Source organism: Saccharobesus litoralis (assembly GCF_003063625.1).
Classification (GTDB): Bacteria; Pseudomonadota; Gammaproteobacteria; order Enterobacterales; family Alteromonadaceae; genus Saccharobesus; species Saccharobesus litoralis.
Genome location: NZ_CP026604.1, coordinates 2900582 through 2927190 on the forward strand (window position 1 = coordinate 2900582; position 26609 = coordinate 2927190).

20 protein-coding genes are annotated in these 26609 nt (G+C 42.4%); 7 read left to right on the forward strand and 13 right to left on the reverse strand.

Annotated elements, in window-relative coordinates; all coding sequences use genetic code 11:
* Positions 1-246: 246 nt before the first annotated feature.
* The gene (locus tag C2869_RS10315; RefSeq protein WP_108602853.1) at positions 247-1635 is read right to left on the reverse strand and encodes a hypothetical protein; all 1389 of its coding nucleotides are present in this window, start codon (positions 1633-1635) and stop codon (positions 247-249) included.
* Between the two features lie 134 nt (positions 1636-1769).
* Here C2869_RS10315 and C2869_RS10320 point away from each other — a divergent pair, with 134 nt between their 5' ends.
* The 3 genes from C2869_RS10320 to C2869_RS10330 all read left to right on the forward strand — a co-directional run bounded on the left by C2869_RS10320 (position 1770) and on the right by C2869_RS10330 (position 5032).
* Positions 1770-2621: a hypothetical protein gene (locus C2869_RS10320; RefSeq protein WP_108602854.1), complete on the forward strand. Its 852-nt coding sequence runs from the start codon at positions 1770-1772 to the stop codon at positions 2619-2621.
* Between the two features lie 135 nt (positions 2622-2756).
* Positions 2757-3743 (forward strand): glycosyltransferase, encoded by a 987-nt coding sequence (locus tag C2869_RS10325; RefSeq protein WP_108602855.1) that lies wholly within the window; start codon positions 2757-2759, stop codon positions 3741-3743.
* Between the two features lie 11 nt (positions 3744-3754).
* Positions 3755-5032 carry a 3-deoxy-D-manno-octulosonic acid transferase gene (locus C2869_RS10330; protein WP_108602856.1) on the forward strand — a complete coding sequence of 426 codons (1278 nt, stop codon included), beginning with the start codon at positions 3755-3757 and terminating at the stop codon, positions 5030-5032.
* Here C2869_RS10330 and C2869_RS10335 read toward each other — a convergent pair.
* Complete coding sequence (locus C2869_RS10335) at positions 5027-5755, reverse strand: 3-deoxy-D-manno-octulosonic acid kinase (protein WP_159084127.1); 729 nt, start codon at positions 5753-5755, stop codon at positions 5027-5029. The two genes, C2869_RS10330 and C2869_RS10335, sit on opposite strands and share 6 nt — an antisense overlap.
* A 318-nt stretch (positions 5756-6073) precedes the next feature.
* Between C2869_RS10335 and C2869_RS10340 the strand changes: the two genes are divergently transcribed.
* From C2869_RS10340 to C2869_RS23045, 3 genes are all read left to right on the forward strand, one after another.
* Positions 6074-7162, forward strand: a complete 1089-nt coding sequence (locus C2869_RS10340; RefSeq protein ID WP_108602858.1) for a glycosyltransferase family 9 protein — start codon at positions 6074-6076, stop codon at positions 7160-7162.
* Positions 7163-7478: 316 nt separating this feature from the next.
* The gene (locus tag C2869_RS10345) at positions 7479-7880 is read left to right on the forward strand and encodes a c-type cytochrome (protein ID WP_108602859.1); all 402 of its coding nucleotides are present in this window, start codon (positions 7479-7481) and stop codon (positions 7878-7880) included.
* 359 nt (positions 7881-8239) lie between these two features.
* Positions 8240-10738: a sensor domain-containing phosphodiesterase gene (locus C2869_RS23045; protein WP_159084128.1), complete on the forward strand. Its 2499-nt coding sequence runs from the start codon at positions 8240-8242 to the stop codon at positions 10736-10738.
* A gap of 155 nt (positions 10739-10893) precedes the next feature.
* On the opposite strand, the gene rep is transcribed toward C2869_RS23045, so the two are convergent.
* Positions 10894-12912, reverse strand: a complete 2019-nt coding sequence (rep, locus tag C2869_RS10355) for a DNA helicase Rep (protein WP_108602861.1) — start codon at positions 12910-12912, stop codon at positions 10894-10896.
* Between the two features lie 1013 nt (positions 12913-13925).
* Here rep and C2869_RS10360 point away from each other — a divergent pair.
* A complete protein-coding gene (locus tag C2869_RS10360) occupies positions 13926-16139 on the forward strand; it encodes a response regulator (protein ID WP_108602862.1) in 2214 nt (737 codons plus the stop codon).
* On the opposite strand, the gene recG is transcribed toward C2869_RS10360, so the two are convergent.
* From recG to C2869_RS10410, 10 genes are all read right to left on the reverse strand, one after another.
* On the reverse strand, positions 16136-18217 hold the full coding sequence (gene recG / locus C2869_RS10365; RefSeq protein ID WP_108602863.1) for an ATP-dependent DNA helicase RecG: 2082 nt from the start codon (positions 18215-18217) through the stop codon (positions 16136-16138). The two genes, C2869_RS10360 and recG, sit on opposite strands and share 4 nt — an antisense overlap.
* 99 nt (positions 18218-18316) lie before the next feature.
* Positions 18317-19222, reverse strand: a complete 906-nt coding sequence (locus C2869_RS10370; RefSeq protein WP_108602864.1) for a DUF6492 family protein — start codon at positions 19220-19222, stop codon at positions 18317-18319.
* Positions 19223-19276: 54 nt separating this feature from the next.
* Positions 19277-19987 (reverse strand): tRNA (guanosine(18)-2'-O)-methyltransferase TrmH, encoded by a 711-nt coding sequence (trmH, locus tag C2869_RS10375; protein ID WP_108602865.1) that lies wholly within the window; start codon positions 19985-19987, stop codon positions 19277-19279.
* Positions 19988-20368: 381 nt separating this feature from the next.
* Positions 20369-20761 (reverse strand): RidA family protein, encoded by a 393-nt coding sequence (locus C2869_RS10380; RefSeq protein ID WP_108602866.1) that lies wholly within the window; start codon positions 20759-20761, stop codon positions 20369-20371.
* Positions 20762-20773: 12 nt separating this feature from the next.
* Positions 20774-22879, reverse strand: coding sequence for a bifunctional GTP diphosphokinase/guanosine-3',5'-bis pyrophosphate 3'-pyrophosphohydrolase (gene spoT, locus C2869_RS10385; RefSeq protein WP_108602867.1), 2106 nt, complete (start codon positions 22877-22879; stop codon positions 20774-20776).
* 304 nt (positions 22880-23183) lie between these two features.
* Entirely contained in the window at positions 23184-23456 is a 273-nt protein-coding gene (gene rpoZ, locus C2869_RS10390) for a DNA-directed RNA polymerase subunit omega (protein WP_108602868.1), read from the reverse strand.
* 85 nt (positions 23457-23541) lie between these two features.
* Positions 23542-24165 (reverse strand): guanylate kinase, encoded by a 624-nt coding sequence (gene gmk, locus C2869_RS10395; RefSeq protein ID WP_108602869.1) that lies wholly within the window; start codon positions 24163-24165, stop codon positions 23542-23544.
* A 138-nt stretch (positions 24166-24303) separates the two neighbouring features.
* Positions 24304-24648 carry a c-type cytochrome gene (locus C2869_RS10400; RefSeq protein ID WP_108602870.1) on the reverse strand — a complete coding sequence of 115 codons (345 nt, stop codon included), beginning with the start codon at positions 24646-24648 and terminating at the stop codon, positions 24304-24306.
* A 21-nt stretch (positions 24649-24669) separates the two neighbouring features.
* Complete coding sequence (locus C2869_RS10405) at positions 24670-25248, reverse strand: Tll0287-like domain-containing protein (protein WP_108602871.1); 579 nt, start codon at positions 25246-25248, stop codon at positions 24670-24672.
* Between the two features lie 23 nt (positions 25249-25271).
* Positions 25272-26603: an ammonia-forming cytochrome c nitrite reductase subunit c552 gene (locus C2869_RS10410; RefSeq protein WP_108602872.1), complete on the reverse strand. Its 1332-nt coding sequence runs from the start codon at positions 26601-26603 to the stop codon at positions 25272-25274.
* Positions 26604-26609 lie beyond the last annotated feature (6 nt).

The following is a 26609-nucleotide window of genomic DNA, read 5'->3' on the forward strand; positions in this document are numbered from 1 at the left end:
AATTCAACCGTTTAAATGTACTAGTACTGTTTCCAGAAAGAAATGCTCAGTTGAATCACTCGCATAATTTACTATCACTCGTGATGTTTTTAACCATATTTAGATTAAATAAACAACTTCAGGCTGAGCTTGTCGAAGTCTTATTACTCTCTAATTTACTGACACTTCGACTGCTTCGCGCTCAGTGTGAAAGTGATCACCAATGTTTTCAACTAATCAAAACTAAATTGAAAAGGTACTAGTATATTATTGATTATCAATGGTTAATTGAAACTCACCATTAACTTGTTGTAGTACTAAATATTGATTACCTGAGTTTTTGTCTAATGTGTAGGCTTGTTTAATCAGCAATTCTCTGCTGTCAGCATCGCCGCGCGTAACAAAAATATTGTAATCGCCATTGGGTAAAATAACTCGTTGCATTTCCGCTAAATCAACATTACTTAGGTAATACGGGGTCGATTCAATGGTTTCACCTGCTTTGACATAGAACACATCAAATTCTTCATCTATTTGGTCTTCTTCGTCTATGTCGTCTTCATTAATAACTTCGACTAGATTGATAAATTTTATGTCATGTTCATAGAAGCTTACTTGGTTGTTGTTATCCAAGGTGATTGCCCAATACGTATCAGCCACCGAATATAAAAAGGTCGTGTTATCTTCGTTGGGGTTTAACGTTAGCAAGTAGTTTTGTACCGCAAATTCATCTGAGTTAGCTAATTTAAAATTCAAACTATAATCGCCAACCTCAAGCTCGGTAGCCGTACTAAAGCTATTCGATGCTATGGCTGATATTTCAGGTGTTTCATCTATATTATCTATGTATAAATCAACCGCTTGTTGGTCAGCTAAACCATTAAAAATTTTATACTCGCCTGCGGCATTGATATCACGGTAAGTGAGTGTCGATGATGTACTATCAATTCTCTGTAATAGGAATGGTGATTGACCTGGGGAGTTGCTCGGTAATACAGTAAACACATAGCTTTTGGCGATAGAGAAGGTGGTTGTGCTGCTTTCAAACAGTACGGTATTGGCTCCAGCTTGGGTGATGTAAAACTTATATTCATCAAAGTCTAAGTTAAAGCTATCAGATAGGTTATTCGCTACGAAAGTACCGATTAAATCAGCGTCAGCAAAACTTTTTTCACTAGGTGATATATATAGATCCAAAGTTTGACCTGTGAGAGGTAAAAAGCGAAACTCGATTTGTTCCTCTGGAGTATCTTCTTGGTAATTAAAGCTTAAGAAGGTGGGGTCATCGATATTACCAGCAACAACGACGAGGTTTGTTTGATCGGCTGTGATAGTGTCGTTAAGTTCATTTAAAGTTGCGTAGCTATTCGCGTCTTCTAACCATAATAAATCGGCGCTGAATTCTCCGCTTGCGTAAGTATAGCGGCTACTCGCATCGCCATAACTACTGCTGGCAAGAATAATATCTTCGTCATCTTCTTCAACGGCATTCATTTGCCAATAAATGTTGGGTGAATTGGTCGCGGCATTATAAAATTGTACAAAGCCAGTTTCGTTTGCATCTTCATCACTTGAACTACAAGCACTTAATAAAGCGCTGATAACGAGAGTGGGTAGCAAGGTGAGGCATGAAGAATTTGCAAAATTTTTGAGCATAGGATTGTCCTGTCGTTAAAATACTAGAAAGAAAAGCCGATCTTTCGTTAAGATCTGGCAAATACAGACGGAATAAAATGCAAAAGGTTGCAGATAATCCGTAAAATTTACATTGTTTTACAAGTTCACGACATTTGATTACAAAATCCGCAAAAATAAATGCAACTTCTGCGAAGATCCAAGGTCAACAGACTCGCGGGAAAACCGCGCGTAATCGTTTAAGGCAGATTGACTACATTACGCTGCGTTATGATCGCCACGTATTGACTCGTAAAGATGGGCTTTTTGCACAAGCAGCTTGGTTGGATCTCGGCTATGGCGCAGAGCCTTTTACAACTTTGGAAACCGCTCGGCGATTTCGTCAGGCACACCGAAGTTTACCGGTTATCGGGGTAGAAATTGCGCAAGACCGAGTGGCAAGGGCCTTACCTTACGCTGATGACAAGACAGACTTTCGTTTAGGTGGCTTTAACTATCCATTACATGATGGTGAAAACATTCGAGCTATTCGCGCTTTTAATGTATTACGGCAATACGAAGAGCAAGCCGTGTTAGACGCTTACGATGCTATGTGTCAGCAACTATTGCCAAACGGACTGTTAGTTGAAGGCACTTGTCACCCTTTTGGTCAATATAGTGTGACAAATATGGTGCGACGTGTGGCTAATAAGTCAGATGGCCATAACGGTCAACATTACTGGAAAATTGAAGCCATGGTATTTGCTCATCGTTTTAAAACGGCGTTTTCACCTAGCGATTTTCAAACGGTACTGCCGAAAAACTTAATTCACAAAGTCACCCCTGGCCATCATATATATGACTTTTTTCAAGATTGGAAAAAACAAGCCAGTTTAAATAGCCATTTAAAAACTTGGGGTCATAGGCAGTGGTTTGTTGGCACGGCAAAAGCCTTAGCACAAGACGGTTATCATATTGATTGTCGTAAATGGTGGCTAAGGCATGGGATATTGATATGGCGTCAATAACGTAATTTTATTGAGCGTACTTTAGTTGATCGAGCTTTAATGCTTTAGTTTTAATGTATCTGTTGTAGGTGTTTGATATTATGCTTGAAAAATAAAAGTGGGTTAATTATTCACACTGGTTAAATAGGTTTAAATTTGAAAATTCTCCACGTTTTATCCTCCCGCATATCATTACCGCCAGAGAAATATGGTGGAACAGAGCGCGTTATTTGGTCGTTGGCAAAAGCTCAAATGGCGCAAGGTCACCAAGTTAGGTTTTTGTGGGGTAATGCTAAAACAGTCCCTCAAGGTACAATACGTTTTCAAAAAGGTGTGCCGTTAAATCAACAAATTGGTGATTGGCCAGACATTGTCCACTTTCACAGAGACTATAAAGAAAGTATCGATAAGCCTTACGTTATCACTGAGCATGGTAATGCAAGTGAACCTAAAGAATATGATGCTAATACCATCTTTTTATCACGTAAGCATGCTGAAAATGCCGGTGGAAGTTGTTTTGTCTATAACGGTTTAGATTGGTCAGAGTATGGTGAGCCTAATTTAAATCAACCTAAAGATTACTTTCACTTTTTAGGTAAAGCGCGGCACGCGATTAAAAATTTAGACGGAACGCTGGAAACCGTCGAGCGAGTCAATGGCAAACTCGCGGTTCTTGGCGGCAAACGTTTTAGGCTAGGTAAAGGTGCGTATTGTTATTTTAATCGCAAGGCACGGTTTTACGGCATGGTTGGCGGTGCGAAAAAGCATGAGTTGATTTGTAACTCCTTAGGCTTGGTGATGCCGGTACGTTGGCATGAACCTTTTGGCTTAGCGTTTACCGAAAGTTTATATTTAGGTACGCCTGTATTTGCTACTCCTTATGGTTCCTTACCTGAGTTAATTGATCAACCTGAAATCGGATTGTTGTCCACGTCTGGGCAAGAATTAGCTGAAGCCATGTCAGATTTATCGCGTTTTGATCGAAAAATGTGCCACGAAGTGGCGAAAGAGCGTTTTGGAGCTGATCCAATGGCTCGGGGTTATCAAGTTTGTTACGAGAAAGTCTTGAGTGGTCAGCCATTGCATAATGGTAAGCCTAGTACTCAAGGTGGCTTGTTAGACTTACTACCTTACAATGCCTAGTTTTATTTTTAATGATTAATCGCTTTGTTTATAGCCTGCTTCTTTATCTAGCTTGGCCATTGATCCTTGGCTATTTTGTTAAGCGAATGGTCAAAGAGCCGGCTTATCGGCTCGGTTTTGCTCAGCGTTTTGGTTTGGGTTTACCGCGCTTAGTTAATCAGCCTGTTATTCATTTCCATTGTGCATCGTTGGGTGAAGCAAAAGCTGCTGTCGCGCTAATTCAAACTACGTTAGCAAACTTGTCTGAGTACCAAGTCGTGGTGACAAATACAACCCCAACAGGTGCTAACGAGATTAAGCGCGTATTTGCCAATAACGTTTTGCAGCTAATGGCACCCATTGATATGCCGCATATCACTAGACTGTTCGCTAAACGAATTCAGCCGGTTTTATCTGTGTTTATCGAAGTTGAGCTTTGGCCTAATTGGTTGGCAAGCCTAGATCAGTTAGGCACTAAAATACTGATTGCTAATGGCCGCATGACAAAAAAGTCGCAACAAAGTTATGCCAATAAATCGCGTTTGTTTGCTCCTTTGTTTAAACAAATTAGCTGGGTAGGCGCTCAATCAACAATTGAAGCGACACGCTTGCAAAGCTTGGGCTGTCAGCAAGTTGAAACTACGGGTAATATGAAGTTTGATATGCCATTGCCTGCTGATTTACCAACAAAAACTGCTGAGTTAAGGGCGTATATTAGCGATAAAAGACCGATATTTGTTGCTGCTAGTGTTCATCCTGGTGAGTATGAGCAAGTTATAAGCGCGTTTACTCAGGTTCAATCCAAGGTGAGCAACTTACTGCTGGTTATAATTCCGCGCCATCCCCATCGCTTTCAACAAGTGGCTGACTACCTGCAAGCCGAAGGTATACCGTTTGTACGCCGCAGTGAGCAACAAGCGGTGTTAGCAGAGCATCAAATTTGGTTGGCGGATTCGATGGGGGAAGTAATGGCTTTTTATCAATTGGCCGATATTACCTTTGTTGGTGGTAGTTTAGTGGATGTTGGCGGGCACAATCCGTTGGAACCCGCTTTACTAGCCAAGCCTATTTTAATGGGGGAGTACGTGGTTAACTGTGCTGAAAGTGTCGCCATGTTGCAAGAAAATTCGGCTATTGTGTTGGTAAAACAACAGAGTGATATAATCACGCAATTGCTCGCGTGGTTGGATAATCCAACGCAAGCTAAGGCTGTAGGTCTAGCAGCACAGCAGGTGGTTAAAGCCAATAGTGGTGCTGTTTTATCGACGTTTTCCCGTATTAATGCGCTATTAAGCTCGCAAGGTTTATAAAAAACGCTTTTGATAGGCTTTAGATAAAGTGCGCCAATTATCTTCTTTATAAAACATATTGGGATGTTTGGCCTTTTCTTTATCAAATGAACGTTTTAAGCGCAGCATATTACTGTGTTGCCAGCTGAATTTGGGTTGTGTTTGACGGCCGCGGTCAAAGTCGATTACCCAAACTTTACCGCGCATATCCATCATAACGTTGTGAATGTTTAAGTCAGCGTGAAATATGCCCGCTTTATGAAAATCAGCCAGTGTACGGCCAATTCTATGCCAATCGGCTTTTTCTAATTCTGTGTGTTGTAATAAGTGATATAGATCTTCAGCATCTGGGATCTGTTGCATAATTAAATCACCACGATATAAATGCTTATCACGCAAAATACGCGCGCCTATCATTTTGGGTGCTGGTAAATCTAGCTGTTGTAGTTGCTCAAGCAGGCAAAACTCTTTGTACATTCGCGTGCGCTTTAAACCCGCATAAACATAGGTATCGTTAAAAATTTTGCCGGGTAGACCGCCACGGTAATAGTGGCGTAGCACATATTTGTCTGATCCTTGCTGAAAAAAATAAGTGGTGTTGCGGCCTATTGATTGACCAATGACTTTATTATTTTTTTGCCAATATTCAGGCGTAAAGCTGTCTGAACTGATCTCAAAACTGGCAGGATAGTGTTCAGAAGTAATAATGGTTTCTTGATTTGCGAAGGTCTGTATTAACGGCACTGTGCTTTCCAATTGCGTAAGCTAATGTTATCCAACTGTATAGTCTTCTCGCTCAGGTCTTATGGTTCATTGTCAGCGCTCACTCTCGACTTTGGCTCCTGCGTCGTTCTAACACCTAAATCCATTTAGGCGGCCCCAATCACATAGTAGAGCATATGCTCATGGGGCCTCGAAGCTTGCCTACATGGATGTAGGTAAGGAGCGAGAGCACGGATGCGGTAGCTTTGACGGCTTCCCCTAAAACCTGATCGCTTTGACTATATGATGGCGGTCATATTCGGCTATACTGGCGACTTTTAGTTATAGTTTACGAAATTTATGGCTCAAGCTCATCCACAATATCATTCGATTTGCATTCTTCGGCTTTCCGCTATAGGGGATGTTTGTCATGCGGTTGCGTCTGTTCAAGCGATCCAGCGGACTTATCCTCAGGCGCAAATCACATGGGTGATAGGTAAAGTTGAAGCTATGTTACTGGGTGACTTGCCAGGCGTAAAGTTTGTTATTTTTGATAAAAGCCAAGGTTGGCGCGCTTTTTTGCAATTACGTCGTGCCTTGCCGCAAACCTTTGATGTGTTACTGCATATGCAAGTGGCATTACGCGCTAATATTGCTGCGAAAATGATCCGTGCTAAGCATAAAGTGGGTTTTTCTAAGCAATTGAGCAAAGAGCTGCACTCTTGGGTTGTCGATGAGCATATTAATATGCCGGCTAGACCGCATGTATTAGAAGGGTTTCAGGCGTTTGCCCATGCTATTGGCGTACCTCGATTCGAAGCAAGGTGGCATATCCCTATTAGCCAACAAGATATGAATTGGGCTTTAAACTATCGTCAGGCTGAAAAACCCTTGTTGGTTATTGCTCCGGCAGCCAGTAAAGCGGAGCGCAATTGGCTAGCAGAGCGCTATGCTCAATTAGCTGAACACGCTGTTGCAAAAGGCTTTCAAGTGATATTAACCGGTGGCCCAAGCGAGATGGAAAAGGCACTGGCTAAGGCGATTGAATCTTTTTGTTCTGCAGACGTACTAAATTTGGTCGGCCAGAGTCATTTAAAGCAATTATTGGCGATGCTTAATGTCGCTGATGTGGTTGTTGCGCCCGATACAGGTCCTGCGCATATGGCTGTCACCCAAGGCACGCCAGTGATAGGTTTATATGCGCACAGTAATCCAGCGCGTACTGGACCTTACACTTGGCAAAGTTATGTCGTTGAAGTTTATCAGCAACATGTAGTGCAACAGCACGGCTTGCCTGTAGAACAGTTAGCTTGGGGAACCAGGGTGAAAGGTCAGGATTTAATGGCTGATATTTCAGTGCAGCGCGTAGTTGATATGTTTGATAAAGTGACTGAAGAACACGGCCTTTTAATCAAGAATACGCAAACAATGGCAGAAAACTTGATCTAAATAAGCCACTAACTGAGTCACACGCCTTCAACATATGCAAAATTCGTTTATAATTGCCTCAAATTTTTTAGAAATACAGTGTCGTTTTTTTGAGTAATATGTAGTTATAGTCAAAGCGATCAGGTTTTAGGGGAAGCCGTCAAGCTTCGAATCCCCATGAGCATATGCTCTATTATGTGATTGGGGTGAGTAAGCTCTGACAATGAACCATAAAGCCTGAGCGAGAAGACTATAGTCTTTTCTGACTTGCGTTAACAACGATGTCAATGTTACTCAAACTGCGATTGTAAAAATATTAAGCTACGGAGTAATCTTAGTGAGCCATTCCAAATTGTTAGTTGCTAGCTTGGCAGCAACTTTGTTCAGTACTAGCTTGTTTGCTGGTGACGATGACTTAAGTGAAGCTGCGGTCAAAGAACGTACAAAACCAGTAGGATCTGTTTATATTGCAGGAGCCGAGCCGGTTAAAGCGGGTGGCGCGCGTTCAGGAGCCGATGTTTATGGTGCTTCTTGTATTGCTTGTCATGGTGCTGGTGTTATGGGTGCGCCTAAACCGGGTAATGCCGATGATTGGGCACCACGTAAAGAACAAGGTTTTGATGTGTTATTAGAACATGCTATCAATGGCTTTAAAGCTATGCCGGCAAAAGGCTCGTGCATGGATTGTTCAGATGACGAAATAAAAGCTGCCATTGAACATATGTTGGAAGGTGTTTAAATCTCTTTCAAGCGAGTTAATATCGATATTTGATATTACTGTTATAACGCCAAAATCATTAAAAAGCTGCTCTTAGCAGCTTTTTTTATACCTGTTGCTAAATTGTTAATTATTGTGCTTTTTTCCTTGCTTAACTAGTTAACAAAGGGCAAAAAAGCGCCTATTATGTAGCCAATAACGTTTAGCTATTTCCTGATTGTGCCTAAGAAAATGCAGGTGAGCTAAAACATAGGAAGTGCCTTATCAATTATAAGGTTGCGCTTTTCTTTAAATAATTTCAGAACCTATTTGCTATGGATGTAAGTATTAGGGCTTCTCGATCTAAATTAGTCTCTAGTTTGTATAAGCGAGCGCGCAGTGTGCAAGATGCGCTTATGGCTGTGTCGGAGTTGGCCAGCAATGTAACTGACTTAAACCAATTTTACCCGCAAGCACATCAAGTGGTGGCAGAGCTAATGTCTGTGCCAAATTTTTATATTGTGTTTCAGGATAAGCCGCAAAAAAAAGTCAAATTAGCTTATTTTTTTGATGAGTTCGGCGAAGATGAGGGCGAATTTTTACTGGTATCTTCCCTGTTTGAGTACGGGTTAACCGGCTGGGTGTTACGTAATGGCGTGCCTTTATTATGTAATCCGGAAAATAAGCGACAAATGTTGGAGTCGGGGCAGATCACGCAAATAGGTAAAGCGTCGCACAGTTGGTTAGGGGTGCCCCTTATTCGCCAAGGGCAAACCATAGGTGTCTTGGTGATCCAATCGTATAGTGAATCAATTACGTTTAGCCCCCGAGATACCAACGTTATGCAGTTTGTGGCTGATCATATTGTGCATGCTATTGAACGCGTTCAGCAAAAGCGAGTATTAGAGTTAGAAATAGAAAAACGAACTCATGAGTTAACGCGGGCTAACAATGAGTTAACCGCTGAAATACATCAACGCGAACGCTATGAACAAATACAAAATGCACTTATTGAAATCAGCGAGTTGTCTTGTACTGGGCAGAGTATTGAAGGGTTTTATCATGCGGTCCACCACCTTCTGTCGCGCTTGGTTTATGCAGAAAACTTTTATATCGCACTGATAGCGAAAAACGGCCAAGACTTAACTTTTCCTTACTTTGTTGATACTTACAAGATTTCGATAGAACCACGACCTTTAGGGCGTGGTTTAACTGAGTATGTGCTTAGAACAGCCGAAACTCAGTTGTTTGATTTAGAGCGTATATTAATTCTCAACGCGCGAGACCAAATTTCGATACCTGAAAGTGAAATTAGTCGTATGCGTGATCAAGGGTTTAGTGCTTGGCTAGGCGCGCCATTGACGATAGATAACGAGGTGAGAGGCGTTATTGTTGTGCAAAGTTATCAACCGAAAATTAGCTATTTTAAACAAGACATTGATTTATTGCGCTATGCCTCTAATCATATCGCTTTGGCTTTAAATCGTTTACTTTCTCAGCAAGCTTTAACTCGATCAAATGAAGAGTTGGAGCGCATCGTTACCGCTCGAACCGAAGCGCTATACAATGTTAATCAAGACTTATTTCAGCAAATAGAAGAACGTAAAAAGATTGAAGCTAAGTTGTATCATGAAGCTTTGCATGATGCGCTAACCGGCTTACCTAATCGCGCTTATTTTAACCAAGCGTTAAGTGACACCATTAAGCATTGGCAACAAGATAGTACGGCTCATTACTTTGTATTGTTTATTGATTTAGACCGTTTTAAAGTGATTAACGATACCTTTGGTCATAACGTTGGCGATGAGTTTTTAGTTAAGGTGAGTCGACGAGTTGCGCAGAATGTGCGCAATGAAGATATGTTGGCGCGATTAGGCGGCGATGAATTTGTTATTTTGTTGCACTCGGCTAACTCATTGGCTGAAGCCGAATTAATAGGTAAAAGCATTGTTGAGAGCCTAAGCCAGCCATTTATGATCCAAGGTAATGAACTGTATGCCGGTAGCAGTATAGGTTTGACCGGTTCGGACTACGGCTATACGACAACAACCGCTGTATTACGCGATGCCGATGCAGCTATGTATGAAGCTAAGTTACGCGGGCGGGGACGCTGTGTGGTGTTTGATGCTGATTTACATCAAGCGCTGATTGATAAACTTACCTTAGAAACAGAGTTGCGACGAGCGTTAAATCGCAACGAAATTGACTTTGTTTACCAACCTATTTTTGATTTGCATAGCCATGACATTATGGCAATAGAGGTGCTGGCGCGCTGGGATCATCCAACGCGTGGCTATTTGGTTCCTGACGATTTTATGGAACTAGCCGAGGAAACAGGGGTTATTTTTGATATTGATATTTTGGCGTTACAAGCGGCTTTTCGTTTACTCAAAGATCATCAATTTGCCACAACCCCCTATGTAGCCATTAATATCAGCGGACGTAGTGCGCATAATAATTCACAGCGCAAAGCGATAATGGCGTTAATTAATCAATCTGGTGTGGATAAGCGAAAATTAGTTTTAGAGTTTTCAGAAAGCAGCTTAACCACGTATGAACTTTCCAGCCAAATGCTGCAGGCTTTTCATGGTTTAGGGGTTAAGTTAGCATTGGATGATATTGGCGCTGAAAGTGGCTCACTAAAATTATTGTTTTCAGCTCCAATTGATTACGTCAAAATTGATCGCACTATTGTTGGTCAAATGGATCACAGTGAACGCATACGTGATTTTATTGAAGTCTTGTGTCAAATTGGCCGCAAAGCCGGCTTTTTTACCATAGCGGAAGGCATAAGAACCGCAGCGCAAAAAGCTCAACTCACCCATTTTGGCTGCCAGTATGGCCAAGGGGAAATTTTTCAACTACCCGTGCCACTGCCTGATATCAAGATTAAATCTTAATTTTGTAATACCGTCGTGGGCGAGCATTCATGCTTGCAGAGCTTGCAAACCTCTCTCTCCAAGAGAGCAAGACTACCAAAATTGAAAGCTAAGTCTCGCCTTGCAAACCTTAGTAGGTAAACTTCATACTGGCTGAGTAGAAAGCTTACCTTGTACTATTTATTCAGCATAGACATTAAATTGGCAACATGCGCTTTGCCTTTTTCTTTGCGCTGCTCGTCAGACTGCTTACGTTTCGTCACTTCCCAATCTAAATCATCGACTGGTAATTCATGTAAGAAGCGGCTGGGTTCTGTTTTAATCAGTTCACCAAATTGTCGACGCTCTTTCGCCATAGTGAAAATTAGTTCATGCTGCGCTCGGGTTATTCCTACGTAGGCTAAGCGACGCTCTTCTTCATCTGACCCTTCATCAATACTGGTTTGGTGGGGAAGTAGCCCTTCTTCCATGCCAACCATAAATACGTAAGGAAACTCCAACCCTTTGGAAGCGTGTAATGTCATGAGTTGCACTTGATCCGCTTCATCTTCATCATTGCCTTGCTCCATCATTTCGCGCAAGGTCAGGCGGGTTACCACTTCTTTCAGATTCATTGGCTCAATGCATTCCGCTTCGTCGCCTTTTAACATGCCGCTGATCCAGCCAAATAGTTGGCTAACGTTTTTCATGCGCATTTCTGCGGCTTTACCGCTAGGAGAGGTTTCGTATAGCCACTCTTCGTAGCCAGACTGTTTAATTAAATCGCGTACGGCTTCGAGTGGTTCTCCACGTTGTGATTGATCGTCAAGTTCGACTAGCCAGCGAGTAAAACGCTGTAAATTGACTAAACGTTTGCCAGTGAGTTGCTGTTCTAAACCAAGCTCAAAGCTAGCCGCAAACATACTAATGTGACGCATGTTGGCGTATTGCCCGAGCTTTTCTAAAGTTGCAGGACCTATTTCTCGGCGCGGTACGTTAACAATGCGCAAAAATGCGTTGTCATCATCAGGGTTCACCAATACACGCAAATAAGCCATGATATCTTTAATTTCAGAGCGAGCGAAAAAGGATTGACCACCACTGATTTTGTAGGGAATACGGTTGGTCATCAGCATTTTTTCAAAGACACGAGCTTGATGGTTACCACGATATAAAATCGCGTAGTCTTTATAACTGGTTTTTTTCATAAAGCGGTGGCTGATTAATTCAGCGACGACTCGTTCAGCTTCATTTTCTTCGTTTTTCGCGACAATAACCCGTAAGATCTCACCATATTCCATATTGGATTTTAGTTTTTTGTCATATACATGTGGGTTATTGGCGATAAGAATATTCGCGGCGTGTAATACTCGGCCACAAGAACGATAGTTGTCTTCAAGCTTAACGAGTTTAAGGCGGGTAAAATCTTCACCTAGCTTCACTAAGTTTTGCGGTTTAGCACCGCGCCAGCTGTATATCGATTGGTCATCGTCTCCCACCACGGTAAACAAACCGCGTCGTCCTACTATTTGCTTAACCAATTCGTATTGGCTGCTGTTGGTATCTTGATATTCGTCTACCAGTAAGTAGCGAATACGTTGTTGCCAGCGATCCCTTACTTGCTCATTTTGCTTGAGTAATAACGTGGGTACTAAAATGAGGTCGTCAAAATCAAAGGCGTTGTAGGCCGCTAGCAATCGGTTATATTTTTCGTAGCACTCGGCTAAAAATACTTCATCGTTGTTAGTAGTATGCTTTTTCGCTTGCTCGGGCAGGACTAGATCATTTTTCCAGTTAGAAATTTGATTTTGCAATAAGCGCAGTTTGTCTTTGTCGCCTTGCAAGGTTTTTTCTGTTAATTCTTTTAATAAGGCCATGCTGTCTTGGTCATCAAATAATGAAAAACCTGATTTAATGCCAAGTGTTTTGATTTCCTTTTTGATTATTTCCAGACCGAGTGTATGAAAAGTGGAAACAATCAAACCGCGGCCTTTGCCTTTAGGTAAAGTTTGATTGACTCGCTCGCGCATTTCACGCGCAGCTTTATTGGTAAACGTGACTGCGGCAATATTTCGCGCATTGTAGCCACAATTTAAAATGAGATGCGCAATTTTATTGGTGATAACCCGGGTTTTTCCACTGCCGGCGCCAGCCAAGACTAAGCAGGGGCCTGTAACATATTCAACAGCTTCTTGTTGGGCGGGGTTTAATTTCATGGGGTGTTCCGAGTATTGGCATTGGCGGGGATTTTAAACTGAAGCGAAACATTGCACCATGCTTATTCGGCTATATGGCATGAGAATTTATAGTCTTCTCGTTCAAGTTTTATGGTTCATTGTCGGCGCTTACTTTCGACTTTACCTGCAAGGATGTAGGTCTGTCTTTTGATTACAAGTTTCAGAAGCGCTTTTATACGTTAATGGGTTGAAATTTTACCACCCTGGCTTAGGAAAATACCCTTGTCATCCTCGCGCATGCGGGGAACCAGTGGCTTTTGTTGGATAAACATTGTCTGGTTTAGCAAAAGCCACTGGGTTCCTGTATAGGCTTTCACAGGAAAGACGGTACTTTTTTAACCACTAAATACTATTTACGATCCGAATTTTTCTTCGACTTTTGGTTAACTTGAGATGATTAATATTTGTGTAGAAGGTACAGGGATTTAGGTTTCGTCTGGAACCAGATGCCTGCCCCTAAAGCCTAACCGTTTTGACTATAGATTTTGTTTAGAGCTGGTCAGTTGTTTTTGAGCGATTTGATTAAATCACTTGAAAATCGCCGCCTTCCTTAGCAGCCTAGTTGAGACTCTGTACTATAGTCTTCCTGCTTTGACTATATAAATAGAGTATCCTCAATAACGCCAGCTCAACGTTATTGAGGATAGGCAAGTAAGGGACCTGAATTCTTACTCGCCCAGAACCAAATATGCTTTCTAGCACTTAAATGCAAACTCGTCATACGCAGAATCAATAAAGAAAAAAGCGCCGACCACTGGAGCCATCACAGGGGCGACGCTTGCCACGGAGACTATCAATCATTATTTGGTAATGATAATGATTATCAATTAGTTTTTAGTATAAGGGAAACTTTGCCGATTGCAACTGGTAAATGAAAATAATTATCATTTATTTTCATTGGCGGCTGTTGATTAAATGATCGTTGTTGATTAAGCAAAAGTTCAGAACTCGTATAGACTGATTATCAGGCTAGTTTTAAATGTGGTTAGGGTGTGTCTGAAACAAAATCAATTGCGGTGTTGAAGAAAGCAGTCCGTCGTAAATATTGCGGCGCTTTAATCGTCATTGCTCTTTTAATATCTATGTCTAGTTTAACTATGATGTGGATGGTGAGTGCTAAACAAGGAGATGCTGAAAAAATCAATACCGCGGGCATGCAGCGCATGTTGTCGCAAAAAATAGCCCTACACGCTAATAATCTTATTCATACGGTTGATAATAAGGGGGTTCTTGGTGAAAAGCGCGCTTTGGTTTCGGCTGTTCATCGCTTTGAGCAAAATCATCAAATTTTACTGAAAGGGGCAAATAGTGCTGAACTGGCGACTCACTTTTCTCCTACAGTACAGCGCCTTTACTTTTGGGGCCAACCGAGTTTACATAATCGAGTAATCGATTTTATTGCTACCACTAAGCGTTTATCCGCGCAACCTCATGATTCACACCAACATGCTGAATATTACACTACCGCCTATACCGACGCCTTGTTATACGATTTAAACCAAGTGGTGGTACGCTTCGAATTGGAAGCGCGGCAGCGATTAACTCAGTTAAGCCAACTGCAGGTTTTAATTTGGGTCGTGTCGTTGATTATTTTGATATTGGAAGCTGTGTATATATTTGCACCAATGGAAATGCAAATTATCGGTAACTTGCGTAAACAGCGCCAGGCCAAGCGGTTGGCGCAGCAGTTACAACGTGAAGCCGAGTTGGCGAGCCAAGCCAAGTCGGAATTTTTGGCCAACATGAGTCATGAATTGCGCACGCCAATTAATGGCTTATTTGGCATGATAGAAATTGCTAAAGTGGAAAAAAACCAGTCGCAACGAGAGCAATTGTTAGATCAAGCCAAAACGTCGGGGCAGCAATTACTGACCTTGATTAACGATATTTTGGATATTTCTAAGATTGAAGCCAATAAGCTCAACATTGAACGATTTGATTTTCAGCTTCCGCAAATTCTCGATAATTGTTTTGCCCCTATTGCTGTACAGGCTGAACAAAAAGGCATTGCTTTTGATTATGAATGCGAGACAAATTTACCTGAATGGGTTAAAGGTGATGCAGTCAGGTTAACTCAAGTTATTAATAACTTATTGTCAAATGCCGTTAAGTTTACCGAGCAAGGCCATATTAGTGTAAAAGCCAGCGTGATCGAACAGGAAGCCGAATATTGTTTTACATTGGCGGTGACCGATACTGGTATTGGCATTAAGCCAGAGCAGATAGAGCATATTTTTGAAAGTTTTACCCAAGCTGATTCGTCAACAACCCGTAAATACGGTGGTTCAGGTCTAGGTTTGGCTTTGTGTAAACGCCTAGCCGATTTAATGTCAGGCCAACTCAGTGTCAGTAGTGTTATTGGTCAAGGATCTAAATTTGAACTGAGTGTACCTTTGTACCCTTCGGCAGTATCGGTAAACGATTTACCTAAAGCGAACATTCGTTGTGCGATTGTTGATGACTTGGAAAGTTCGCGAGCTTATCTTAAATTAATAGTAGAACAACTCGGTATTGAGCCTGATGTTTTCGCTGGCGGCGCTGCGTTAATACAAAGTTTGAATCAAGGGCATTACGATTTAATTATTACTGATTTATTTATGCCTGAGGTTGATGGCATTAACTTGGTAAAAAAAGTGCAAGCGATACAGCAAGGTGGGCAGTTTATCTTGGTTTCTGCTGCCGCTGATATTGTACAAATGTCGCAAGAAGAGAAAGGTCTGTTTAATCGAGTATTCAGTAAGCCAATTGATAAAAAAGCGTTTAAAAGCTGTTTAAAGTCGCTTGTATTGGGTAAGGAGTGTGGTTCGCCGTCACAAGCTATTGAGCCACTAACAATATTGTTAGCAGAAGATAATGATATCAATGCTCATATTGCTGAGCATATGTTAACGACTGAGCAGCATCAGGTCACTCGAGTTGCTGATGGTTCGCTTGCCGTTGATATTTTACGTCATCAAGTGTTCGACTTAGTTTTAATGGATATTAATATGCCAGTGATGGACGGCTGGCAGGCCTGTCAGGCAATTCGCAATGAGCTTAAATTAAATGTGCCAATTGTTGCGTTAACAGCTAATGCGTTTGAAAAAGATAAACAAAAATCGACAGAGGTTGGTATGAAATTTCATTTAACCAAGCCTATCGATAAACAAGCTTTGCTAGATGTAGTTCACCAAGTCGCGTTGAGTAAAGACAGCTTGTCGGCTTAGGCGTTGTTATATATGGTGCGTTCACCAATCCAGCGCTTGATGAGAGCATGTGATTGTTCAGGGAACTGTTGTAGCATGCTAGGTGCCGCCTCCCTGACTTTGGGAATGAGCTGACTATCGCGGATTAAATCTGCGATTTTAAATTGCATTGTGCCGGTTTGTTTGGTGCCTAATAGCTCACCAGGCCCGCGGATCTCTAAGTCTTTTTCAGCAATATAAAATCCGTCTGTGCTTTCTCGCATAACCGCTAAACGCTGCTGTGCCACTTTGGATAACGGGTTATTGTACATTAAAACGCAGTGACTAGCGGTTGCTCCACGTCCAACTCGGCCACGTAATTGATGTAATTGAGCAAGGCCTAGCCGCTCTGGATTTTCAATAATCATTAAGCTCGAATTGGGGACGTCAACTCCCACTTCAATTACTGTGGTTGCGACCAACAAATGCATATTGCCTTGTTTAAACTCATCCATGACCTGTTGTTTTTCACCCGCCTTCATTCTGCCATGTACTAAGCCAATTGATAATTCAGGTAATTGTTGTTTCAGTAGTTCGGCTGTATCTTCGGCGGCTTGACATTGTAGGCTTTCCGATTCTTCAATCAAGGTGCACACCCAATAGGCTTGTCTATTTTCCTGTAAGCAGGCATTTCGTACCCGTTGGATAATTTCGTCTCGGCGGGTATTGGGAATGACCACGGTTGATACTGGCGTTCTACCTGGTGGTAATTCATCAATCACAGAGGTTGTTAAATCAGCATAGGCAGTCATTGCCAGCGTTCTTGGGATGGGAGTAGCGGTCATAATGAGTTGATGTGGTGCAAACCCATTTTTTTGACCTTTTTCACGTAAACTAAGCCGTTGTTCAACTCCAAATCTATGCTGCTCATCTACGATAATCAGCGATAACTGGTTAAATTCAACCTTGTCTTGAAAAAGCGCATGTGTACCCACAACAAGCTGGGTTTCACCGCTTTGTAATCTTTCAATGGCTTGCGTTTTTTGTTTAGCGGTAAGTTTGCCTGCTAGCCAGTCTACTTTGATGCCAAGTGGGGTTAACCAATTGGCAAAGTTTAATGCATGTTGTTCGGCCAAAATTTCTGTTGGTGCCATTAAGGCAACTTGGTGGCCTCGTGCCAAAACCGATAAGCTGGCTAATGCTGCGACAAGCGTTTTCCCTGAGCCCACATCCCCTTGCACAAGGCGCATCATGGGGTGATCTTTAATCATATCCGCTTGTATTTCGTTTACTACCCTTTGTTGGGCTTGTGTCGGCGCAAAAGGTAATGTAGCTAAAAACTGATCATTTAATTTATCGGCTTTGGGATAAGCAATTGCTTGGTGGTTTTGAGCTTGTTGGCGCGTTACTAACATGCTTAAGTTGTGCGCCAGCAACTCTTCAAATGCCAGGCGCTTTTGGGCCGGATGCTGACCATTTTCTAATTGCTCGAGTGATACATCGGGTGGCGGACGATGCAGTAATAATATGGCATCGGTTAGTGTCATGCCGTTGTCGGTTAATGCATACGGTACAAGTTCAGTAATATTATTGAGTTTGAGTAGCTTAAGTGCTGCATCGGATAGTTTACGTAGCGTGGCTTGTTTGACACCCTCTGTTGCTGGGTAAATGGGCGTCATGGCTTCTTCAACGTTAGGTTGGCTGTGATCGTCGCTAATTTTATATTCGGGATGAATTATTTCCCAACCATTGCGCCCGCGTTTGACTTCGCCAAATGCTGTGATATGGCGCCCAGCTAACATCTGATTTTTTTGGCTTGCATTGAAATTGAAAAAACGTAGCGTAAGGGTGCCGCTACCATCACTGACGCGGCATGTGAGCATACGGCGTTTGCCAAATACAATATCGGCTTTGTCTATCGTGCCAGAGATTGTCGCGTAAATATCGGGAATAAGATCAAATATCGGATAAATACGCGTACGATCTTGATAGCGAAAAGGTAAATGAAACAGCACATCTTCAATTGAGTGCAGGTGCAAATTCGCCAATTTTTCAGCGAGTTTGGGCCCAACCCCAGGTAAATTAGTGATAGGTGAGTTAGCCAAGCTACCTAAACTCATGTTGTCCTCATACTTATTATTTAATAAAGAGTACTGTTTTTATATACATGTTTTAGGTTAGCATGAGTTTAACTGTTAGCCAAGTTAGTCGATTAAGCCTTAGTTGCTATAGGGGATGTATTTCGCTATTTTTTGCCAAACGTCGGCTGGCTCTAAACGGGTTTTGCTGCCCACAACACAAAATAGCCCGTTACGCTCGGGGGCGAAGCTTTTGGCTACATCCCATTCTGCATAAGGGTGGGAATCATGGATGAGTAACTCTTGAGGTAACTCGGTTGTGCCACAGCGAATATGGTGATTATCCAGCGCGTTATTCTTCATAGCGGCTAGATAATAGAGTGAATATTCAGTCCATTTATTTTTTAAGTAACGGCCAATCCACCAGTTTTTCGGATTGCTTGGTTTATGCAGTGAACATAAATAATCAGCCCAGTTACGTTTTTTACCGCCAATTTCTGCCATGGCTAACTGACATAACTCTGTTGACATGAGGGCTGGCGTGACTGACATACCAATTTGGGCATCGCCGACGTTAGGATTCATGTTTAAAATACGGCTTGAAGACTTCCACCACTTAGGGTGCAACGCGCGGGCTTCGTATTGCAAAATGGCTTTGTTGTTGACAATAAGATCGTCATAAGCAAGCGGCCGTAAACAAATGACATCTGCATCAAAGGTGATAAAAAAGTCGCGTTTTATGACCCTTGCGGCAGCTAGCTTAACTAGCTGTTGTTTGCGCCAACCTCGAACGTGTGGATGATTTTTCATTTCAGGTACGAGATCTTCTTCGCTCAAAACTTGAATGTTGAATAACTCAGTCCATTTACCACACTTTTCACGAACGATATCGACTTCATGCGGAGGAGTCACAATTAAAAAAGGATCGATTAAACCTGGCTGCATAAATGCGGCTAAAGATTTAAAGAGTATTTCCGTTCGACCTAAATCATCAACATCGTATGAGCCTGTGATGCATAGCGGTAAAACGGCACCTATTTTATTCATCGTTCGTTCCTTGTTGTTTGTTACTGGTTTATATATTGGTATGGCTACTTGGTGTTACTCATCATCAATATGCTGCCACGCAGATTGATCCATTTGCATTTTTTGCCACCATTCATCACTAGCAATAATCTCTCCATTTTCATCAATTGCAGGATAAGGCAATCCTTTACGAATACAGGCTTGGGCAAAGATAGGGTGGCCGCCCTCAAATAGCACTCGGTCACGCTCAGCTTTTGCGAGGCGTGGTGTGTCGTACATACCAGCAGCTTGGCGTTGACGTTGCGCTTCGTATAGTACCAAGGCATTGGCCACCGACACATTTAATGATTGCACCATACCCACCATAGGAATAACAATACAATGATCTGCGGCGGCGATTGCTTGCTCTGAAATACCAAACTTTTCGGTGCCAAGCATAATCGCTGTTGGCTTGGTGTAATCAATTTCGCGATAGTCTACCGATTCGTCAGATAAATGGGTGGCGAGTATTTGCATATTCTCAGATTTGAGGGTTTGTAGTGCGTCATCCAATGAATAATGATTGGCGACATCAACCCATTTTTGACTACCACTGGCGGTTGAATTACCTAAATGAGCGTTATTACGCGACCATATTGCATGTACACGGTGCACACCAACAGCATCCGCTGTGCGGACGACAGCTGATAAGTTATGAGGTTTATGCACGTTTTCCATGCAAACAGTGAGATCGGGTTGACGCTTATCAAGCAATTGGTTGATGCGGGCTATGCGGTTTGAAATCATGGCGGTACTTTTACAATTATGAATAGGATAATTTACAGGCGGCCGAGCTTAACGATTCGGCCTTAATTCAAAAGTTTTGAGCGGCTGCATTATAACCAAGTGGCAATTTGTAGGGGCAATTTCACATTGACCAACATTGTGTTAGCCGAAATAAATTCGGCTAACTCAAGGTTTTGATTTTTTAATCTTGCGCTTTTCTATGTATAGTCTTCTCGCTAAGGTCTTATGGTTCATTGTCAGCGCTTACTCACCCCAATCACATAGTAGAGCATATGCTCATGGGGACTCGAAGCTTGACGGCTTCCCCTAAAACCTGATCGCTTTGACTAGAGGTTGTTAATAGAAACGAGCGCAACATGTCAAAACTTTTGTATCGCAGTACTAGTTAGTGCTTGGCAGCTCTAGTACGCCATCAATTTCAATTTGTGCACCACGTGGTAACTGGTTAATACCAATGGCAGCACGAGCTGGGTAAGGCTGTTTAAAGTGTTTAGCCATAATTTCATTGACGGTGGCGAAGTTGCCTAAATCCAATAGGAAGATATTAACTTTAACCATATCTTGTAATTCACCACCGGCCGCTTCGCAAACCGCTGCTAAGTTTTTAAATACTTGCTCTGCTTGCTCAGCAAAATCTTCACTGTTTAGCTCCATGGTTTTTGGATCAAGTGGAATTTGACCTGAAAGGTAAACGGTAGTACCGACTTTGACTGCTTGGCTGTAAGTACCAATTGCCGCTGGTGCATCATCTGTAGATATAATTTGTTTTGACATTAGAAACCTCAATTATTTTTTGTGGCGCACAACGCGTCTAACTTCGTCGATTATGCGGACTTTTTTGATTATTTGAGCTAAGTGAACGCGATCTCGCACTGTGGTCACTAACTCTACATTATATAAATAGCTGTCTTTCTCTTCCGAGTTCATACTAATGATATCTGACTCTAGTCGAGCGATAGCTGCGGTTATCTTGGCTAGTGCACCTTGCGCATTGATTAACTCAATACGTAGGTAAACAGGGAATTCCTCTTCTGGCACATTATCCCAACTTACGTCGATATATTTTGATGGCACATCATGGTGGTCTTTGACGTTGTGACAAGATTCTTGGTGCACCACCAAACCTTTACCTGGGCTAACATGGGCGATAATGTGGTCGCCTGGAATAGGGCGGCAACATTTACCAAAACTGACGAGTAAGCCTTTTGCTCCCTTAATCGCAACTTTATGTATTGTTGGATCCATATCGTCATCATCGCCAGAACCTAATAACTTTTGCGCGACAACCATGGCCATTAGGTTACCTAAACCAATTTCAGCCAGCAATTGGTGGAAAGTGTTCAGCTTAGCTTCTTCCAGCACGCTATTTAAGCGTTCTTCAGGGATCATGTTGAGATCCATATCACCCAATGCCACTTTCAACAACCGCTTACCCAGTTCAACCGATTCTTCACCTTTAAGGTTTTTTAGGTAGTTACGAATACTTAAACGAGCTTTGGCGGTAATGACAAAATTAAGCCAATTGGCGTTAGGCCGCGCACCCGGCGAGGTTTTAATTTCTACCGTTTGGCCTGTTTTTAATTTTTGGTTTAGTGGATGAGGCTTTCTATCTACTCTTGCGCCAATACAAGTATGGCCCACATCAGTATGCACAGCATAAGCAAAGTCGACAGGCGTAGCCCCTTTAGGTAGCTCGATAATGCGGCCATCTGGGGTAAATACATAGATTTCATCGGGGAATAGGTCCGATTTTACCGTGTCGATAAATTCAAAAGAACTACTGGCGTTTTGCTGTAATTCCACTAAGCTTTGCATCCAACGGCGCGCTCTAACCTGAGCTGTCGTGTCAGATTCGTCACATTCTTGCTTATACAACCAATGCGCAGCGACACCCATATCCGCTATGGTTTCCATATCGTGAGTACGAATTTGGATCTCAAGTGGAATACCATGCGGACCAATCAAACTGGTATGTAAGCTTTGATAACCATTAATGCGCGGAATGGCGATATAGTCTTTAAAGCGAGCTTCAACGGGCTTGTACAAGTTATGTGCAACCCCTAAAGTGCGGTAACAAGTGTCAATGTCGTCAACTATGATGCGAAATGCGTAAATATCCATTACATCATTGAACATTAACTCTTTGTTTTTCATTTTTTTGTACAAGCTGTACAAGTGCTTTTCACGGCCTTTAATCACACAGTTGATGCCACATTCTTTAATGCGCTCGGTGATTTCCGTTCTAATTTTTTCAATGACTTCTTTTCTGTGTCCGCGTGCTTTTTTTACCGCATTGCCCAAGGCTAAATGGCGCATGGGGTGCATGGCCGCAAAACCTAAGTTTTCTAATTCGTTTTTAATGTCGTGAATACCCAACCTGTGGGCAATGGGAGCGTAAATATCCAGTGTTTCACGGGCTATGCGCCGGCGTTTTGCCGGCCGCAAGGCTTCGAGCGTGCGCATATTGTGGGTGCGATCGGCTAACTTAATCAAAATTACCCGAATATCTTGCACCATCGCCATCATCATTTTACGGAAGTTTTCAGCTTGGAATTCTTGCTTACTACGAAAATGAATTTTATCTAACTTACTAACCCCTTCCACTAAATCGGCTACGGTTTGGCCAAATTGTTCAGCTAAATCATCTTTGGTTAGGTCTGTATCTTCAATTACGTCATGCAATAATGCAGCAGATAAGGTTTCATGATCCAAGTGCATTTCAGCTAAAATCTGAGTGACGGCAACAGGATGGGTGATATAGGGTTCACCGCTGGAACGATACTGACCTTCGTGAGCATCACGCGCGACAATATAAGCCTGACGAATTTGTTCGACAAGCTCGGGCGCTAGATAGCTGGCTACTTGGGCGTGTAAGTTTTCAAATAACTCCACTCTTACTCCAATGGTTATCCGATGGCTTATTAAAGCAATAGTCTTCTCGCTCAGGTCTTATGGTTCATTGTCAGCACTTACTCGCCCCAATCACATAATAGAGCATATGCTCATGGGGTCTCGAAGCTTGACGGCTTCCCCTAAAACCTGATCGCTTTGTCTAAAGAAATATGCATTAGTTGATGCTATTAAAGTTTAGCGTTTAGTCAACTACTTAGCTTAAATTCACAGTCAATTGATGAAAAAAAGAGCAAAAAAAAACCGAGCTGCTAAAACAGCTCGGTTTTCTGTAAATGATTTGGTTTTAGTTGGTACCAGCAATAGCGGCAACAGCTGCTAGTTCGTCCGCTTCTTGGCGCGCAGTTTCTTCGCGCTCGTAGGTATCCATAATATCGTTGCTGATCAAACCTTCTTCGATTTCACGTAGAGCAACAACAGTCGCTTTGTCATTACCTGCTTCAACTAATGGCTCTTTGCCTTCAGAAGCGATTTGACGTGCGCGACGAGCGGCAGTCAAAATTAAATCAAAACGGTTTCCAACTTGTTCTACTGCATCTTCAACAGTTACGCGAGCCATTCAATTCTCCGCTACAAACGTTAATTCTAGAAATTTAGCTCAATTAAATGAGCTTAGAACGCGATAGTTTAGCCTAACATTGCCCTTACGCCAATAGATCTTGTAACAAGTTATGGTACTTTTTAGCTTGTTTGGTTTGTTTCGTGCGTTCAGCGCGTAAAATAGCCGTCATATCACTTAATGCTTGGTCAAAATCATCGTTAATAATGACATAGTCAAATTCATTGAAATGCGACATTTCACTTTGCGCTTTATCCATACGCTTAGCTATGGTTTCAGCGCTGTCTTGGCCACGACCGGTTAAACGACGTTCTAATTCGGCTTTTGAAGGCGGTAGAATAAAAATAGTTTTAGACTGTGGCATAGCCTGTTTAACTTGGCGAGCGCCTTGCCAGTCAATATCTAAAAATACATCTATGCCATTGTTAAGTTGCTCGTCGATGGCTAACTTTGATGTACCGTAAAAATTGCCAAATACTTCAGCCCATTCAAAAAAGGCTTGTTGTTCAATCAGTTGTTTAAATTCGTCTTGCGTGACAAAGTGATAATGTTTACCGTTTTCTTCGCCTGGCCGTGGTTCGCGTGTGGTATGAGAAACCGATACACCCGTTAATTTATCATTTTGTTGTTCAAGATAAGCTTTAATTAAGCTTGATTTACCTGCACCACTAGGGGCAGACACGACATAAAGGGTACCTATTGCGCTCATACTTTATATTTCACGGTCAAACTGGAAAGGCCGCATATAATAGCCAAAAACAGCACAAGAGCCTATAGATAGCGTGAATAAATGTTTGCAGAACGGAAGGGCGCGAGCGCCCATAATATAAAGCTAAAGGTTAGTGAACTATCCTTTACTTTGACTAACCATATAATCCACTGCTAACTCAATTTCAGCGTCGGTTAGGGCTGGATTACCGCCTCTGGCTGGCATTTCACCAGTTTCACCAGAAAAACCATTTTTGGCGTGGCTATATAATGTCGGCATACCTTTCGCAATACGCGGCGCCCACATTTTTGTGTTACCGATAGGTGGCGAGCCAGCTAAACCTTGCGCGTGACAAACGGCACAAGTTTTAGACCAGATCACTTTACCTGGATGTACTTCGGCAACCGCAGCTGGCTCGTCATCCGAACAAGCTGCTAAGCCAAACATGGCGGCGATTAGCGTGAGTTTATAACTATTTTTCATGCTAGCTTCGCCTTTTGTTGATTAACCTAATGGTACACGGATAACAACACCACCCATAACATCACCCACTTTAAAGTCGGTTTTAGGTGAGTCTTTGTGTTTGTTATGACAGCTAGCACAGACTTCAACAACCGCAACGTCTGGGTAGATAGCAGTGAAGTATTTTTGACCACCTAATGTTTCTTCTTTATAGAAGTTTTGGCCAGGGTTGTCGTTGATAAACTTCAAACCTTCTTTTTCGACATCAGTACGCGGTGCGTTTTGCGAGTTGATTGGGAAAAGAGATTGTAGTGAGTAAGAAAACTTATCTGTTTTTTCTGCGACACGCTCAGAACCAAAACGGAACATTTGCGCTGGCAAAGGTAAGGCTTTGTCATCTTCAAAGTGCTCTGATGCTTTAATGACTTTCTCTTTTTTAGTTAAACGGCCAACGACTTTTTTAGTGTAAACCGCACGGTCAGAATCCATCACTAGGTGTAACGCATCAGTAAACTGCTGCGGAGAAATACCACCTGCTTTTTCTTCACCACCACACCCTGTCAACGCCGTTGCTGAACCGAGTAATGCAGTACCTAGAACGATTGCATTTAGTTTTTTCATGTTTCCATCTCCAATGGCTATTTTTATTGTTTGGTTCGCTTAACCGCCATATCAATACTTTCGATATGTTGGCTTGGCTTACCGATGAAGTTACTTTTAATTAGTTGCTCATCCGCTAATGCATCAATTGAAAACTCTAAGCTGTGACAGTTCATGCAAGCACTGCGGATCATTTTTTCATTCGGACGCAAGTTATGATTTTGGTTATGCATAACACGCACTTCGCCACCTTCTTCGTACTTCGGCATATGGCAAGTCGCACAAGTCACGCCCGTTCCTTCGGGCACGAGTCCTTGTTGTTCTTGTTGCCATAAGGCAAAGTGTTTAGATTGCGTGAAGTTGTTGGTATGTTCGTCGTTGTGACAGCTCATACAGGCGTCAACAGCGGCAAATTTAGTATCTGTGGTGTGTGGATCATGACAACCGCTACAGGTTAAGTCTTTGTCCATCGCTTCTTGATGGAATGGTAAACGTGACATCGCTGGTGTCATTGGCGATAAGCTAATATCTACCTTGTCTGATAAACGCATACCGTGATGACTTTCAGTAAACTGCGTCCATTCGTCTTGATGACAGTTAGAGCAAACGTCAAGTTTTGGTTGTGGTAGCCATTCGTCTTGCTCATTGTTATGACAAGCTGTGCAGTTAACCCCCACTTGGGCGTGTACAGTAGCGGCCCAATGCTCGGTAATGGTTTGATCTTGCTCAGATACTTGTTGTGTTGGGATATCGGCGTCATCAGCGATTAACGCTTTTACGTCTGGATGTTCTGCCAAATAACTAGTCACATTATCGTTTACTAGTTTCATGGTTTCGCTCAGCATGTCAGGTTTGCCTGCATGTTTAACCAGAAAGTCTTCATACAGAGCGCGGTTGTCGTGGTAGTTGTGACAGCCAGCACTGGCGCAAGTTTCAAAGCCCATACCTTCATGTGAAGGACGATTCTCGGCGACATCCTGATGACAGTGAAAACAAAAATCATCCGGCAAGGTAACCCCCATTGCCATGGTTTGTTCGTGTTGGTGTTCGCGATGGCAAGTTACACAATCTTTAGCATTTAGAATTTCTAAGCGATCGGCATTACGCGGGTCGGTAAATTTTTTCACCGGATGCGAGTCGTTCGCGGCTTCGAGTTCTTGTTCGTGGCAATTTAAGCAAGCATTTTGCAAAATCTCGGGCCCACCGAATGGTGAGGTATGACAAGACTCGCAAGCCAGCTCAATTTGAAAATGGCCATGCGTAGGCGCGCCCACAATGAATTCGGTTTTATCTTCCGCAGCCACTAAGGTGTAACCAAGGTACCCTGACAAAGCTAGGGTTAGTACAGTCCAAATAATCCAACTAAGACGTTTCACAACTCA